This window comes from Enterobacter sp. SA197 (assembly GCF_054131575.1).
Window position 1 is genome coordinate 4,848,970 of record NZ_CP096393.1, and the last position, 16,080, is coordinate 4,865,049.

At 54.3% G+C, this 16,080-nt stretch carries 14 protein-coding genes; 10 read left to right on the top strand and 4 right to left on the bottom strand.

The window, feature by feature from the left end:
• Positions 1 to 3: 3 nt before the first annotated feature.
• The gene (locus M1D91_RS22745; RefSeq protein WP_437433266.1) at positions 4 to 942 is read left to right on the top strand and encodes a divergent polysaccharide deacetylase family protein; all 939 of its coding nucleotides are present in this window, start codon (positions 4 to 6) and stop codon (positions 940 to 942) included.
• Here the strand turns inward: M1D91_RS22745 and M1D91_RS22750 are convergent.
• The 3 genes from M1D91_RS22750 to kbl form a co-directional block, all read right to left on the bottom strand.
• Positions 939 to 1,736 (bottom strand): glycosyltransferase family 2 protein, encoded by a 798-nt coding sequence (locus tag M1D91_RS22750; RefSeq protein ID WP_437433267.1) that lies wholly within the window; start codon positions 1,734 to 1,736, stop codon positions 939 to 941. The genes M1D91_RS22745 and M1D91_RS22750 overlap by 4 nt on opposite strands.
• 147 nt (positions 1,737 to 1,883) lie before the next feature.
• Positions 1,884 to 2,909, bottom strand: a complete 1,026-nt coding sequence (gene tdh / locus M1D91_RS22755) for an L-threonine 3-dehydrogenase (protein WP_437433268.1) — start codon at positions 2,907 to 2,909, stop codon at positions 1,884 to 1,886.
• A 9-nt stretch (positions 2,910 to 2,918) separates the two neighbouring features.
• A complete protein-coding gene (gene kbl / locus M1D91_RS22760) occupies positions 2,919 to 4,115 on the bottom strand; it encodes a glycine C-acetyltransferase (RefSeq protein ID WP_437433269.1) in 1,197 nt (398 codons plus the stop codon).
• 216 nt (positions 4,116 to 4,331) lie between these two features.
• Here kbl and rfaD point away from each other — a divergent pair, with 216 nt between their 5' ends.
• The 5 genes from rfaD (at position 4,332) to M1D91_RS22785 (ending at position 9,629) form a co-directional block, all read left to right on the top strand.
• Positions 4,332 to 5,276: an ADP-glyceromanno-heptose 6-epimerase gene (gene rfaD / locus M1D91_RS22765; RefSeq protein ID WP_437433270.1), complete on the top strand. Its 945-nt coding sequence runs from the start codon at positions 4,332 to 4,334 to the stop codon at positions 5,274 to 5,276.
• A gap of 117 nt (positions 5,277 to 5,393) precedes the next feature.
• Complete coding sequence (rfaF, locus tag M1D91_RS22770; RefSeq protein WP_437433271.1) at positions 5,394 to 6,440, top strand: ADP-heptose--LPS heptosyltransferase RfaF; 1,047 nt, start codon at positions 5,394 to 5,396, stop codon at positions 6,438 to 6,440.
• Positions 6,441 to 6,443: 3 nt separating this feature from the next.
• Positions 6,444 to 7,427 carry a lipopolysaccharide heptosyltransferase RfaC gene (rfaC, locus tag M1D91_RS22775; protein WP_437433272.1) on the top strand — a complete coding sequence of 328 codons (984 nt, stop codon included), beginning with the start codon at positions 6,444 to 6,446 and terminating at the stop codon, positions 7,425 to 7,427.
• Positions 7,420 to 8,523 (top strand): putative lipopolysaccharide heptosyltransferase III, encoded by a 1,104-nt coding sequence (rfaQ, locus tag M1D91_RS22780; RefSeq protein ID WP_437433273.1) that lies wholly within the window; start codon positions 7,420 to 7,422, stop codon positions 8,521 to 8,523. The genes rfaC and rfaQ overlap by 8 nt, the downstream gene beginning before the upstream one ends.
• Entirely contained in the window at positions 8,520 to 9,629 is a 1,110-nt protein-coding gene (locus tag M1D91_RS22785) for a glycosyltransferase family 4 protein (protein WP_437433274.1), read from the top strand. Before rfaQ ends, M1D91_RS22785 begins: the two co-directional genes overlap by 4 nt.
• On the opposite strand, the gene M1D91_RS22790 is transcribed toward M1D91_RS22785, so the two are convergent.
• Complete coding sequence (locus M1D91_RS22790; protein WP_437433275.1) at positions 9,608 to 10,711, bottom strand: glycosyltransferase family 4 protein; 1,104 nt, start codon at positions 10,709 to 10,711, stop codon at positions 9,608 to 9,610. The two genes, M1D91_RS22785 and M1D91_RS22790, sit on opposite strands and share 22 nt — an antisense overlap.
• Before the next feature lie 239 nt (positions 10,712 to 10,950).
• Here M1D91_RS22790 and M1D91_RS22795 point away from each other — a divergent pair, with 239 nt between their 5' ends.
• From M1D91_RS22795 to M1D91_RS22810, 4 genes are all read left to right on the top strand, one after another.
• Positions 10,951 to 12,321, top strand: a complete 1,371-nt coding sequence (locus M1D91_RS22795) for an O-antigen ligase family protein (RefSeq protein ID WP_437433276.1) — start codon at positions 10,951 to 10,953, stop codon at positions 12,319 to 12,321.
• 140 nt (positions 12,322 to 12,461) lie between these two features.
• Complete coding sequence (locus M1D91_RS22800; protein ID WP_437433277.1) at positions 12,462 to 13,445, top strand: glycosyltransferase; 984 nt, start codon at positions 12,462 to 12,464, stop codon at positions 13,443 to 13,445.
• Positions 13,446 to 13,454: 9 nt separating this feature from the next.
• Positions 13,455 to 14,426 (top strand): glycosyltransferase, encoded by a 972-nt coding sequence (locus M1D91_RS22805; protein ID WP_437433278.1) that lies wholly within the window; start codon positions 13,455 to 13,457, stop codon positions 14,424 to 14,426.
• Positions 14,427 to 14,444: 18 nt separating this feature from the next.
• Positions 14,445 to 16,079 carry a sulfatase-like hydrolase/transferase gene (locus M1D91_RS22810; RefSeq protein WP_437433279.1) on the top strand — a complete coding sequence of 545 codons (1,635 nt, stop codon included), beginning with the start codon at positions 14,445 to 14,447 and terminating at the stop codon, positions 16,077 to 16,079.
• The last annotated feature ends 1 nt before the right edge of the window (position 16,080 follow it).

Genomic DNA, 16,080 nt, shown 5'->3' on the forward strand with positions numbered 1-16,080 from the left:
GTTTTGCTTCAATTTCGTCGTATTTTTGTTGTTTCTGCCACTCTGCTGGCTTTTTCCGTATCGGCATTTGCCGGAAAACTCGCTATCGTAATCGATGATTTTGGCTACCGTCCGCAGACGGAAAATCAGGTGATTGCGATGCCTGCCGCTCTCTCTGTCGCAGTGTTACCCAATGCGCCTCACGCCCGCGAGATGGCCACTAAAGCGCACAATGCAGGGCATGAAGTACTGATTCATCTGCCTATGGCGCCGCTCAGTAAACAACCCCTGGAAAAAGATACTCTGCGCCCGGAGATGAGCAGCGCGGAAATTGAACGCATTATCAGCGAGGCAGTGAGCAGCGTGCCCTATGCCACTGGCCTGAATAACCACATGGGTAGCGCCATGACCTCCAGCCTGTTTGGCATGCAAAAAGTAATGCAGGCGCTGGAGCGTTACGATCTCTATTTCCTTGACAGCATGACCATTGGTAACAGTCAGGCCATGCGCGCTGCGCGCGGCACCGGCGTCAAAGTCATCAAACGCAGAGTCTTTCTTGACGATACGCAAAACGAAGGGGACATCCGGCGTCAGTTTACCCGCGCCGTGGAGCTGGCACGCCGCAATGGTTCAGCAATTGCGATTGGTCACCCTCACCCCTCGACGGTGCGCGTCCTTTCGCAGATGATCTCTAACCTGCCGGCGGATATCACGCTGGTGCGGGCAGGCAGTCTGCTGAACGAGCCCCAGGTCGACAACTCAACGCCGAATCAGGCGCAACCGCCGCAGCCCTCAGCCCCACGTAACCCGTTCCGGGGGGTGAATGTCTGTCCGACTAAACGCGCCCCGGAGCCGGTCTATGCAGGCCATTTCTTTGCGGTCGTAAAAGAGAGCATCGGTGAAAGTACGCTGATGAAATATTTTACCAATCAGTGGCAGGGATGGGGTCACTCCCGCCGCTAAAGCGCGCGGGAGTTTTTCTCTTCTTTAATCACAACCGTTTTTTCTTCCTGGTGTAAATACCAGGCTTTGAAATACTTCATGAAACTGTAAAAGGTCGCGTATAACCCGGTGACCACGCCCACCTTACCGCTGCGCCATGCGCCGCTAAATAAATACCATTTAAAAAACGCACCAATCGCGCTAATAATTCCACGGCTGATGGACGGTTTAACATTTTGATATTTGACTAACCTGGACGTGTAATTATTCAGCTTACTGAACACTTCGTGCAGGGAATAAAAGGTATCGTGCCTTACGCGGCCTGGTATTTTCGCTGACTGCAAAAAGCCTTCGACTTTGTCATCAACCGGGCGATGATTAAAGTGGGCATGCTGCCGGTTAAATAAACGCACCGGAAAATCCGGTGAAGATACAGGATATATCGTCCGTATTTCTTCACCCAGCACATACCAGTAACGCGGCAGGCGCCAGGCCTGTCCGGGAGAAGGTTCTTCGCCCGCCTTGAGCTGGAGAATGAAATTCAGCGTCTGTTCATCGAGGATTTCGTCACTATCCATGCAGAGTACCCAGTCATGGGCCGCCAGGCTGATAGCGTGATTCATTTGCGCGCCGTGCATGGAATAAGGATGATGGTGCACGGTAAGACCATATTCATGGCAAATATCCAGCGTAGCGTCCGTACTGCCGGAATCGAGCACAACGAAATCATCCGCTATCACTAATAGTGGCGGAAGCACCTCACGTAATAAACGAGCCGAATTGCAGGTAAGCAGGCACACCGAAAGCTTGAACATAATTATCCGTAATTAAAAGTTAAACCAATCGTCAACAGACTCTATGTTTAATCCATTTAAAATGTTACGGAAAATGTGCTTATCCTGCTGCTCAGGATTAAAAATGTGAAGCAGATAGTAAAAAGGCGCCCGCAGGCGCCTTTATTTTTAGTCCCAGCTAAGGATGACCTTCCCGGACTGGCCTGAACGCATGGCGTCGAAACCTTTCTGGAAATCATCAATTCCGAAGCGGTGAGTAATGATGGGTGACAAATCCAGCCCTGACTGAATAAGCGCTGCCATCTTGTACCAGGTTTCAAACATTTCGCGCCCGTAAATGCCTTTAATAAAGAGACCCTTGAAGATGACTTTATTCCAGTCGATGGACATCTCCGACGGCGGGATACCCAGCAGTGCGATGCGGCCGCCGTGATTCATGGTATCCAGCATGCTGCGAAACGCAGGTGGCGCACCTGACATCTCCAGTCCAACATCAAAACCTTCAGTCATGCCAAGCTCTGCCATCACGTCCGTAAGGTTCTCTTCCGCTACGTTTACCGCACGGGTGACGCCCATTTTACGCGCCAGTTCAAGCCGGTATTCATTTACATCAGTAATGACCACATGACGCGCACCGACATGTTTCGCCACTGCCGCAGCCATGATACCAATCGGCCCCGCGCCCGATACCAGCACATCTTCACCCACCAGGTCGAACGAGAGCGCCGTATGCACCGCGTTGCCAAAGGGATCAAAGATAGAGGCTAACTCGTCAGAGATATTGTCAGGGATCTTAAAGGCGTTAAACGCAGGAATAACCAGGTATTCTGCAAAGCAGCCCGGGCGGTTGACGCCAACCCCAACGGTATTACGGCATAAATGGGTACGCCCGGCACGGCAGTTACGGCAGTGCCCGCAGGTGATGTGGCCTTCGCCGGAAACACGGTCTCCGAGCTGGAAACCTTTTACTTCCTGACCAATGCCCACCACTTCGCCAACGTATTCGTGCCCGACCACCATCGGGACCGGAATGGTTTTTTGCGACCATTCATCCCAGTTGTAGATGTGTACATCGGTGCCACAAATAGCCGTTTTACGAATTTTAATCAGCAGGTCGTTGTGCCCGACTTCCGGTGCCGGAACGTCGTTCATCCAGATGCCTTCTTCCGCTTTGAGTTTGGATAGCGCTTTCATCTTACGTCCTCAGGCAATCACGCCCAGTTGTTTACCGATGCGGATAAACGCCGCCACCGCACGTTCAATTTGTTCCGGCGTATGCGCCGCCGACATTTGGGTACGAATACGCGCCTGACCCTTTGGCACGACCGGGAAGAAGAAGCCCGTCACGTAAATGCCCTCTTTTTGCAGCTCGCGGGCAAAGTTCTGCGCGACCACGGCATCGCCCAGCATCACCGGAATGATGGCATGATCGGCACCCGCCAGCGTGAAGCCTGCAGCGCTCATTTTTTCACGGAAAAGTCGCGCGTTGGCCCACAGGCGGTCACGCAATTCAGCCCCGGATTCCACCATTTCCAGCACCCTGATGGAGGCGGCAACAATGGCTGGTGCCAGAGAGTTGGAGAACAGATACGGACGCGAACGCTGACGCAACCACTCCACAACCTCTTTACGGGCCGCAGTGTAACCCCCCGATGCGCCGCCGAGTGCTTTACCCAGCGTACCGGTGATGATGTCTACACGTCCCATGACCTCGCAGTACTCATGAGAACCACGCCCATTTTCACCCACAAAGCCGACCGCGTGAGAATCGTCGACCATCACCAGCGCATCGTACTTGTCCGCGAGATCGCAGACGCCTTTCAGGTTGGCAATCACGCCGTCCATCGAGAAGACGCCATCAGTAGCGATCAGCACATGGCGTGCGCCGACTTCACGGGCTTCTTTCAGGCGAGCTTCCAGCTCCTGCATGTCATTGTTGGCGTAACGGAAGCGCTTTGCTTTACACAGACGCACGCCGTCGATGATCGAAGCATGATTCAGGGCATCGGAGATAATGGCATCTTCTGCCCCCAGCAGGGTTTCAAACAGCCCGCCGTTCGCATCAAAACAGGAGGAGTAGAGGATCGCATCTTCCATGCCGAGGAAATCCGCAAGCTTTTTCTCAAGCTGCTTATGGCTGTCCTGAGTGCCGCAAATAAAGCGCACCGAAGCCATACCAAAGCCGTGGCTGTCCATCCCCGCTTTTGCCGCTGCGATAAGCTCAGGATGATTTGCCAGCCCGAGATAGTTGTTAGCGCAGAAGTTAATGACGTGGCTTCCATTCGCCACGGTTATATCAGCCTGCTGGGCCGAGGTAATAATGCGTTCTTCTTTAAACAACCCTTCCGCACGTGCGGTCTCCAGGTCGCTCGTTAACTGCTTATAAAAATCCCCACGCATCGCAATTCTCCAGACAGCGCAAATTTCGGAACATATTACCCAAAGCTATACGTTGATACGAGATGACGCATCATCTCATGAAGATTTTGCAGCATAAATCACGTGTAACGAGAGGGTCGGGCGGCGAATGGCTGTAGGGTCTGCAATGAAATGGTATGATTAAAGACATTCGTGTCTGAGATAGTCTCAGAGCTCCACAATTCAAAGGTTACAGTTATGATCATCGTTACCGGCGGCGCGGGCTTTATCGGCAGCAACATCGTTAAAGCTCTGAATGACAAAGGCATCACCGACATCCTGGTGGTAGACAACCTGAAAGATGGCACCAAGTTCGTCAATCTGGTGGATCTGAATATCGCTGACTATATGGATAAAGAAGATTTTCTTATCCAGGTGATGGCGGGCGAAGAGTTCGGCGATATCGAGGCAGTTTTCCATGAGGGTGCTTGTTCCTCTACCACCGAGTGGGACGGCAAGTACATGATGGATAACAACTATCAGTACTCTAAAGAAGTGCTTCATTATTGCCTTGAGCGTGAAATTCCGTTCCTCTACGCCTCGTCTGCGGCCACCTACGGTGGCCGCACCAGCGACTTTATTGAATCACGTGAATATGAAAAACCGCTGAACGTCTACGGCTACTCCAAGTTCCTGTTTGATGAATATGTGCGTCAGATCCTGCCGGAGGCAAACTCTCCGGTTGTCGGTTTCCGTTACTTCAACGTCTATGGCCCGCGTGAAGGTCACAAAGGCAGCATGGCGAGCGTGGCTTTCCACCTCAATACCCAGCTCAATAACGACGAGAGTCCGAAACTGTTCGAAGGCAGCGACAACTTCAAGCGTGACTTCGTCTATGTGGGTGACGTTGCAGCCGTAAACCTGTGGTTCTGGGAAAACGGCGTATCCGGTATTTTCAACCTCGGCACCGGCCGTGCGGAATCTTTCCAGGCCGTGGCAGACGCAGCGCTGGCGTTCCACCAGAAAGGCAGCCTCGAATACATCCCGTTCCCGGACAAGCTGAAAGGTCGCTACCAGGCGTTCACCCAGGCGGACCTGACAAACCTGCGTGCAGCAGGCTACGACAAGCCGTTCAAAACCGTTGCCGAAGGCGTGGCCGAGTACATGGCCTGGCTGAACCGCGATAATGGCACCCATTCATAAAATCATTTAAGCGGTATCAAGGCGGCAACAGAGTGAGTCCCCGGGCGCACAGAATATGCGGTGTGACTGGGGTGAACAAAGGCCGCCAACGCAGAGACAGCTTGAAGGATGAAATGAATGAAAATATTGGTGGTTGGCCCGTCATGGGTGGGCGACATGATGATGTCGCAGAGTCTCTATCGCACGCTCAGGGCGCGCTTTCCCCAGGCTTCAATAGACGTGATGGCGCCCGCGTGGTGCCGTCCGCTGTTGTCGCGCATGCCGGAAGTGAATGAAGCTATCCCGATGCCGCTAGGCCACGGGGCGCTGGAAATTGGCGAACGCCGCAAGCTGGGCCACAGCCTGCGCCATAAGGGCTATGACCGTTCTTACGTGCTGCCCAACTCCTTTAAATCAGCCCTGGTGCCCTTTTTTGCAAAGGTTCCGCATCGCACCGGCTGGCGGGGCGAAATGCGCTACGGTTTGCTCAACGATATCCGCGTACTGGACAAGCAGGCCTGGCCGTTAATGGTGGAACGCTATGTGGCCTTAGCGTATGACAAGGGAGTGATGGCCTCAGCCAGCGATTTGCCCCAGCCGCTGCTCTGGCCGCAGTTACAGGTCAATGACGGCGAGAAATTGCAAACCTGCGCTGCGTTTTCGCTCTCATCAGAACGTCAGATTATAGGGTTTTGCCCAGGCGCGGAATTTGGCCCGGCCAAGCGCTGGCCGCACTACCATTACGCGGAACTGGCAAAACAGCTTATTGATGAAGGCTTTCAGGTGGTGCTGTTCGGCTCCGCTAAAGACCACGAGGCGGGTAATCAAATCCTCGCCTCCCTCAGCGTTGAACAGCAGGCGTGGTGCCGCAATCTGGCCGGTGAAACCCAGCTTGAGCAGGCGGTAATTCTTATCGCCTCGTGCAAGGCCGTGGTCAGCAATGACTCAGGGTTAATGCATGTGGCTGCCGCCCTTAATCGCCCGCTGGTCGCCCTCTATGGGCCGAGCAGTCCGGACTTTACCCCCCCGCTCTCCCATAAAGCACGGGTGATTCGTCTGATTACGGGCTACCACAAAGTCCGTAAAGGCGATGCGGCAGAAGGTTATCACCAGAGCCTGATCGACATTACGCCGGAGCGGGTACTGAACGAACTGAACGACCTGCTGTTGAACGAAGAAGGGTAACGCATGCGGGTTCTGATCGTGAAAACCTCCTCAATGGGCGATGTGCTGCATACGCTTCCGGCACTGACAGACGCTGCGCGCGCCATGCCGGGCATTCGTTTTGACTGGGTCGTGGAAGAGGGCTTTGCCCAGATCCCCTCCTGGCATGAAAATGTTGAACGGGTGATCCCGGTGGCTATCCGACGCTGGCGCAAAGCCTGGTTCTCCCCAGCGGTAAAGGCGGAGCGACGGGCGTTTCGTCATGCCGTCCAGGCAGAGCAGTATGACGCCATCATCGACGCCCAGGGACTGGTAAAGAGCGCGGCGCTGGTCACCCGCCTCGCACATGGCATAAAACATGGTATGGACTGGCAGAGCGCACGCGAACCGCTGGCAAGCCTGTTCTACAACCGTCGCCATTCGATTGCCAAGCAACAGCACGCGGTGGAACGCACCCGTGAACTGTTTGCGAAAAGCCTGGGGTATGCGAAGCCGAAGACCGAGGGTGATTACGCTATTGCTCGTCATTTCCCCGGCAGCCGCAGTCATGACACGCCCTACGCCGTGTTTTTACATGCCACCACCCGCGACGACAAACACTGGCCGGAAAACCACTGGCGTGACCTGATTGGCCTGCTGGCAAACAGCGGCCTGCAGATCAAACTGCCGTGGGGCGCACCGCACGAGGAGGCCCGCGCGAAACGGCTGGCCGAAGGCTATGATTTTGTGGAGGTACTGCCGCGCATGAGCCTTGAGCGCGTGGCGCAGGTGCTCGCCGGTGCCCGCTGCGTGGTCTCTGTCGACACCGGACTGAGTCACCTGACCGCCGCCCTGGATCGTCCGAACATTACCCTTTACGGCCCCACGGACCCCGGACTTATCGGCGGCTATGGAAAAAATCAATATATCTGCCGCCCGCAACAGTCATCGCAATTAAGTGACCTTGACGCCACGGCGGTTTTTGCACAATTACAGCCTTTGCTGAAAGCAGAGAGTGACTATGTCTGATTTTTTTACGCCGGAACGCCCACCAAAGCGTGTGCTGATCGTTAAGCTACGCCACCACGGGGATGTCCTGCTCACCTCGCCGGTTTTTACCGTGCTGAAAAAAAACTGGCCGGATGTCGAAGTCGACGCGCTGGTCTATGACGATACTCAGGCGATGCTCACCAGCCATCCGTACATCGATCAGGTGCATACCATCGGCCGTAACTGGCGCAAAAAAGGGTGGTTTGAACAGCTTCGCCTCTATCGTGCGCTGCTGAAAAAACTCAAATCACGCCACTACGACGTGCTGATCAATCTGACCGAGCACTGGCATGGTGCACGCCTTGCCCGACGTCTGAAACCGCGCGTCTCCGTCGGCTTTAAGCCGGATAAACGTGGTGGCCTGGCGCGTCGCCGCTGGGTTAAATCGTTTACGACGCTTTACCCGGCAATTCAGGACAACAGCCGTCATATGGTAGAGGTGAACCTGGATGCACTGCGTCGCATTGGTATTCACCCACAGACGGCGGAAGATAAACACACCCTCTTTGTGCCGGGTGAAGCCGCTGAAGCGGTGATTGCAGAGAAGCTGGCCGGTTTTGGCCTCAGCAGTAAGTCCTACATTCTGGTGCACCCCACCTCCCGCTGGATGTTTAAGGCCTGGCAAATCGATGCCCTCGCCGCGACCATTGATAACCTTGCGGCCCGTGGCCTGCCGATTATCCTTTCCGCCGCGCCATCAAAAGACGAGACGGAATACATGGATGCGCTACGGGCGGCGCTCACGCAGCCGGTATTCGATTTAAGCGGTCAGCTGAATCTGAAAGAGCTGGGTGCGCTGATGAAACATGCCCGGATCTACTTTGGTGTCGACTCGATGCCGATGCACCTCGCCAGCGCCGTGGGTACCCCGACCGTGGCAATCTTTGGTCCGACCGGGGCCATTAAATGGGCACCGTGGGGGGTGAATTATCGGGTGATTACCGCCGGATTTACCTGCCAGCCCTGTGGCAAAGCGGGCTGTGGTGACAGCGGTGTCTCTGACTGTATTACCGCCATCACCCCGCAACAGGTGCTGAGCGCCATCGATACTCTGCTGCTGGAATACCCTGCATGAAGCTGGCGATTGTCCGACAAACCTACAACCCCAATGGCGGCGCGGAACGCTTTGTCTCCCGTGCCCTGAACGTGCTCGCGCGCACGACCTCACTGGACGTCACGCTTATCGCCCGTCAGTGGGAGGATGCCGCAGGCTGGCAAACCTTAACCGTCAACCCCCCGTTTCGTAATCGCCTGAGCCGGGAGGCCGGTTTTGCTGACGCGGCTGCGGCGCAGTTTGCCCGCTTCGACATTGTTCAGAGCCATGAGCGTATTCCGGGTGCCACCCTCTTTCGTGCGGGCGATGGCGTGCATGCCACCTGGCTTGAGCAGTATGGTCGCATCCAGTCACCGCTGGCGCGCTGGGCGCAGTCTTTCAGTAAGTATCACCGTTATATTCTGCAGGCTGAAACGACGATGTTTACGCACCCGGCGCTGCGCAGGGTTATCTGTAATTCAAAAATGGTGCGTGATGACATCGCCCGCCGCTTTGCCCTGCCGGACGATAAGCTCACCGTCATCTATAACGGGGTCGATACGGCCCACTTCCATCCGAGGGTGAAAAGCCGATCACAGCGTGACGCGCTGGGCATCCCGACTGATGCACCGGTCCTGGCGTACGTCGGGTCGGGCTTTAGTCGCAAAGGGGTGGCGACGGCGCTGAAGGCGATAGCTGCGCATAATGATGTCTGGCTGCTGGTGGCCGGGCGCGACAAACATGCGCGCAAGTTTGAAAAGCTGGCCCAGACTCTGGGCGTGGCATCCCGCGTGCGTTTTCTGGGGCCGGTGGCCGATGTGCGTGAAGTCTACGGTTCTGCGGACGCGTTAATTCTGCCCACACTCTACGATCCCTTCCCGAACGTCTGCGTCGAAGCACTGGCCTGTGGACTCCCGCTGTTCACCAGCCACGGCTGCGGTGCCGCAGAGTGGATTGAAGAAGGTGTGAACGGCTGGGTATGCGATGCGCTCGACAGTAAAGGCTATCAGAAGGCGATAGCCGCGTGGCTCGACGGCATGAAAAAAGGGGAGGATTATGCGACAGCCGCCCGTGCGACTGCCGAACCTTATACCCTGGAGAGAATGGCAGAAGAGCTACAGGCGCTTTATCGTGATCTGCTGCGCTGAGCAGCATCGGTAAAGACCTTCTCCATTGCCGTAAGCATACATTCACGCGTGAAGTGGGCGCACAGGTACTCATACCCCTGTTGCGCCAGCTTCTCACGTAAATGAGCGTCGCGGTATAGCGTCATAATGGCATTGTACAGCGCTGTCTCGTCGCGCTGGCCAATCAGCAGCCCGGTCTTACCGTTAATGACCGCGTCCCCTGTTCCCCCTGCGTCCGTCGCGATAGTGGCGATACGTGAAGCCAGCGACTGTAATACGCCCTGCGGCAGGCCTTCCATATCATGCGAGGGACTCAGCGCAATATCGAACGCCGGGAAAAAAGACTCCGGATCGCTACGGTGCCCCGTCATGATGACACGCTCCTGTAACCCCAGTTCGATGACCTGCTGCTCCAGCGTGGCTTTGTACGTCCCTTCACCGACGATAACCAGCTTCACCTCAGGGTGTTCAATCCGGGCTAACGCCCGCAGCAGCACGCTGTGCCCTTTATTGGGCCGTAAATGTGAAACGACGCCGAGCAGAAAATCATGCTGGCTGAGGCCGCAACGGGCTCTGGCCGCCTGCTTGTCGGCAGGATGAAAGCGGCCAGTGTCGACGCCGCTTGGCACCGACGTGCTTTGCGCCATCGGCACACCGATATCCGCCATCTGCTGGCGTAACGCTTCTCCCGTGGTCACGATATGCGCACAGGCTTTGCGAAACAGCCAGCGCGTGGTCCAGTTATTGCGCGGGACACCCGACGCATGGCGCGTCCGCACCAGGGGTACGGGCGTGCCGAGCGTGAGATTGGCCAGGGCCACCAGCCAGGTATCGGCAGAATTGTGACTATTTATGACATCAATCGTCGCCCGATTTTCACTAAGCCAGCGACGAAGCGCCTGTAAGTTTTTGAGGTTTTTACGCTTAAGCGGCATCGTTACCACATTGAGTCCCGCCTCGCGTGCCAGTGCATGGAGCGGCGCACTCTCCGGGCAAAGCAGGGTTACCTGATGGCCGCGCTGAATCAACCCGACGGATTCATTGATAATGCGTAATGGCTGCCCGCCCTTGCCACCATCGGCTTCTGTGTGAACGATATGCATATTTTTCCTGTTGTGAGCTAACGGCCTGATTCGCGTAGTATATACTTTGCCAAGAGGACGTAAGTACCCGTTGGCTAAATCGGTTGCAGATTAATCTTGCTTACAAACATTGGCCTTCTGTCAGTTACGCTTCTATGTTAATTTCCACTGTCTTTTAATTCCCGCTTAAACGTGGAATTTCTGAAAGCTTTGCTAAGCAACTGGTAAAGATGCCCATTTCCTTAACCTGTCAAAAAAATATGATAAGTATTCGTAGTATTCTGACGAGTCTTTTAGTCTTTGGTGTGTTGGCATTATGTTTCGTCTGGCCTATTCCCAATGACCAACTTCCCTTTCATCGTAATGGCTTCATTTACCCCGTAATACTGGTCTCCCTGGGTCTTTTCTTTAGTTCACCGTCAGCTAAAAAAAGTCTCGACTTAAATAAAATCAAGTTCGTCCTTATTACGATCTGGGTATTAACTTTCTTCTTGTTGATTAATGGCTTTTTCGTCGCGCCCGATATCAAAGAGATGGTGTCGACCTGGAACGGTCAATGGGTTCGCCCGGTCTTACTGTTTTGCGCAGGTCTGGTGATCCTTCCTGCTATCCAGACCCGTTTCCCGACCTTCTCGGCGGCGAAATTTTTCACGCTGGTGATTTTGTTCTTTTGGGGCGTGATTTGCGTCCACCTGCTGGACACGCTGTGGCTCTACTGGCGTGATGGGGTGATTCACTGGGGTGAAACCCGTATCGTCTTTAACCGCACCCGCATGAGCTTCCAGATCAATATGATAACCGGATTTATTCTGGCGGAGCTTCTGGCGCGCGGTCTGCTGCATCAACGCTTCTTACGTCTTAATACTCCCGTTCTCTCTTTGATTTTGCTGAGCAATCTGCTCTGTACGGCACTGGTCGATACCCGCTGGGGCACCATCGGGCTGGTGGGTAGCCTGTTCTCAACCTTCATTTTGTTGAGCCTGCACAGTATGCGCCGCAGCCGTGTTTTTGTAACCGGCGGGATTCTGGCAGCGATTGTGATGGCTTCCATGCTGTTGGGTTACGCCTCCTGGAAAACCGATCCACGCTGGCAGGGCCTGGAGAGTGATGCGATCGCGGGCTGGAACGCCCCCTTCACCAGTTTTTGCTACAACAAAACGGATGGCATTGAGCCGATCAATGACATGGGGAACCCCATGAACCATTCCAACGGCTGCAGGGCCAGCTTCTTCCATCAGGGATGGAAGCTGGTAGGTGAGCATCCTGCGGGCATTGGCCCTCGCAAAGAGGCCTTCCAGTATGTGCTGCAGCGCGATACTCAGGATAAGCGAATCAATATTCCGCATAGCCACTACGGTCTGATCGAGTTTGGTATTCAGAACGGTGTTGCGGGTATTGCAGGCTGGCTGATTCTGCTCGTCGGATGCTGGCGCATTGGCTGGCAGGAATTCCGCCGGGGTAATACCATGACAGGCATGTTCTTATTGCTGTTTACCGTTGGCTTTTTCTCCAGAACCATGGTCGATCACAATTTAAAAGACCACTATCTGGAGCAATATATGCTGCTGACGGGACTACTCATCGGAATGTGTTCACTACGCCCCCCGAAGAGTCATAATACCCCTGCCTGATTTCTGATGCGCCAGCGCAACGACGCTGGCGCATTTTATCTTTGAAGAACCCTTTACGCGCTGCGCTGTCGAATAACCACCGCAGGGTAAAGCGAGCGTTGAGCGATCGCTGCATCGCCCCGCCTCAATACGGAGAAAGCATGTCTGGAACGCCGCAATTAAGCCTCGTGATTGCCGTCTATAATGGCGAAAATTTTTTGAGCGCTTTTTTTGACAGTATTAAAAGTCAAAACCTGAACAGCCTGGAACTTATCGTTGTTAATGATGGTTCAACCGATAATTCTGCCCACATCATCTCACGTTATGCCAGCGAGTTTGAAAACGTCCAGGTTATCGATCAGGCCAACGGTGGCGTTTCTGCTGCGCGAAATACCGGTCTGGCGGTCGCCCGGGGAGAGTATGTCGCGTTTCCCGATATTGATGATGTTATCTATCCTGGCATGTATCAGCGCCTGCTGGATATTGCCATCGCCGGGCAACTGGACGTCGCTACCTGTAACGGCAACTATGTCTATGATGATGGTCGCCCGTCGAAGAAAATCTTCCCCTCAGATAAGCTTGCCTCCACCGGCGTGCTGGATGGCCCGACCTGGCTACAGATGGCCCTGACCTCTCGCAAATTCCTGCATGTTACCTGGCTGAACATCTACCGCCATGCGTTTATTAAGGCGCAGGGCTTCACGTTCGAGCAGGGTCTGCGTCATCAGGACATACCCTGGACTACTGAGGTGCTGCTGACCGCAAAGCGCGTCCAGTATGTCGATGAGGTCTTTTATGACTATCTGATCCACTCTGCTTCCGTCTCACATACGCCGGGCACAGATGACACGCGGATGCGCTCCTCGCGACATTACATGAAAATCCTGGAGATGCTGGACGCCATCAACAAACGCTACCCGGAGCAGGTGAAACGCGTGCCCGCCTGCCACTGGCAAATCGCCAAAGAGGGGCTTGGCATCCTGCATAGCATCAATAACATTGAAGATTTGTCCAAAAAGCGCGAAATTACGCGCGAACTTTTTGACCGCGGCATCTGGTCAATGATCTGGAATAATGCGCGCGGTTTACGGCAGCGCTGGCGTCTGGGGCGTCGTTACTTCCGTCTTAAAAAACTTGTGAAATAAAGTGGCTATATGAGCAGGATGAAATTACACGTTGTTTCCCGATCCGATTTTATTGAAGCGCATTTTTCCGACTTTCAAGAATTGATTGATCAGGCTATTAATCCCAATGATATTCCGCATCGTTTTTATTGCGGCGGACGCGGTGTATGGACCTTTCAGACCATGCTCAGCCTGAACTATTACTACAACGGCCAGATTGACTGTTCCTGGGGTACTGAATGCCGCCCTGACGCCATAAATTTGATGCACAACGACCATTACGGGTCACGGGTCAAACCCTGGGTGGGCGTCACTGTCGTTGCGCGTGCAGACCGTCCTCCCGTCATTGGCGCGGATTATGTGGTAGAGCAAAACCCTGAAGTGGCAGCGATTCCAGGGCGCATTTTCATTCCAAACTGGCCGCAGCCGGGGGTAAAACCGCGTGAACGTACCGACGAAACGATCAAAACCGTCGCGTTCTTTGGCCGCGTGGACAGCTTCCCGGAGCAGTTTAGTAGTGAAGCCTTCAGGCAACGTCTTGCGGAACAGGGGATCACGCTGCGTATCTCTTTTGATAACTGGACCAACTACCAGGACGTGGATATCTGCATCAGTTTCCGCAAATCACACGACCACAAACTGGCACGTAAACCGGCGAGTAAGTTAATTAATAACTGGCTGGGTAAAACGGTGATGATTTGCGACGACGAACCGTCCTATCGCGCCATTCGTGAAAGCGAGCTGGACTACCTGATTGCTAAGACGCCTGATGAAGCGTTCGAGGCCATCATGAAGCTGAAAAATAACCCGGAGCTGTATCGCCAGATGCGCGCACAGGGTGAAAAACGGCTGCAGGTTTACTCCCGTGAAGCAGTGGCTGCCCGCTGGTATCGCCTTTTTTCCGATATCCAGGAGAAAGGGTTACATAACCGCTCAACGTTTGCCCGCGCCCTGCGCTTTGGCTTCGGTAAAGCTATCCGTCCGCTGACTAAAAAATTCTAAGGCATATCGAGTACCCTAATGTCCACAATATCTATACAGTCAACCCGCTCGTCAGGGAGTAAGCTGGCGCGCACCGTCGTCTTGACGCTTGTTTTTATCGTGCTTTTTTCGTTCTCTGAAATTCTGATTTTACTCAAAGACCACGTTTATCAACCCAAAGCGGACGATATCGCGCTCTATGTGTTGATTTCCCTGCTGGCAGCGGTCAGCGCACGCCACTTCCTGACGCGCCTGCTACTGGCTGTGACCTTCTTTACGCAGATTTCCGAAGCGATTTACTATCAGTTCTATGGTCAGTTTTATGGACCAAGTGAAGTGTGGCTTGCCTTTGTCGAGACCAAAGACATTGCCAGTGGTATCACCGACAGTCTCGGCTCACTGGGCATTTACATTGCAATCATGGTGGTGGCGATGGTGTTTGCCCTCGTCTTCTCCCGTCGCATGGCTCCCGCCTGGGGAAAGTGGCAAACCATGCCGTGCCTGCTGATTATCCTCATCATGTTCGGCGGCCAGTTCTATAAAGCCATTGACGGGCAGATGTACAAATTCAACCCCGATCTGCGCCATTCGCTTTTACGCAATGGTCTGGCCGCCATGAGTTTCAGTAGTGTGCGCCTTATCCCGGAAGCTATTTCAGGTGAAAACCAGACCCTGGCGCACTATGACCCCTATCAGGTTTCGCCCGCCGCGGGTGTGGTATCAGGCAAGTACTCTATTATCCTGGCTATCGGTGAAAGCGTGAACCCGCACCACGTCAGCGCGCTGGGTTATTCGCGTGATACCACGCCGGAGTTAAAAGCGCTGCTGGAGCAATATCACGGCACCGGCCGACTGATTGTTTCCAATGCTGTCTCCACGCGCGTCGCCATTCCGATGCTGGTGAACAACTTACGCGAGCCGGATAACTACGCTGCCTACAAATCAAAGGCGACCAATATCTTTGCCAATGCGAAGAAACAGGGCTACCAGACCGCCTTTATCTCGGCGCAGGGACTGGAAGGGCTGAGCAACTGGATCGGTATTCATGATATTGATTTGTGGGAAGATACCCAGATCCGACCCGCACCGGAAACGGGCGCTGATGTTGTCCTGACGCCCTCCGTTGAGCATGCGAATCTGGACTGGAATAAGCCGTTCCTGATGGTGCTCAACAGCCGTGCTCCCCATATTCCTTATGACCGCAATATTCCGGAAGGCTTCGCAAAATTCTCCACGCCGGCGCTGAGCGATGATGTGGCGCAGAAGAAAAATGAGTATGACGATGCGATTCGCCTTTACGACAAAGAGCTGGCCTCCGCTATCCGTACGGCTATGGCAAAATCCAAACTGCCGGTGCTGGTGTTCATCACCTCAGACCACGGTGAGCGAGTGGGTGACGGTGGGTTATTCGGCCATTCCGTGGTTGAAATGCCCATTGCGCAGGTCCCCTTCCTCTACTTCAGTAACGATCCGGCGTATGCGATGGGGAAAATCAGTGCCCAGCTTCCGCTGAACCATTTCCAGCTGGCAACGCTTATCAACAAGATGCTCGGCTATGATGTCAAAAATCCCAATCTGAAAGATGACAGCTATTTCATTACCGGCGGCGATATTCGCGGCCTTTCTGAACGTATTACCTATCATCTGAACGCCTTACCGGCAGCAGAGCGCTAAT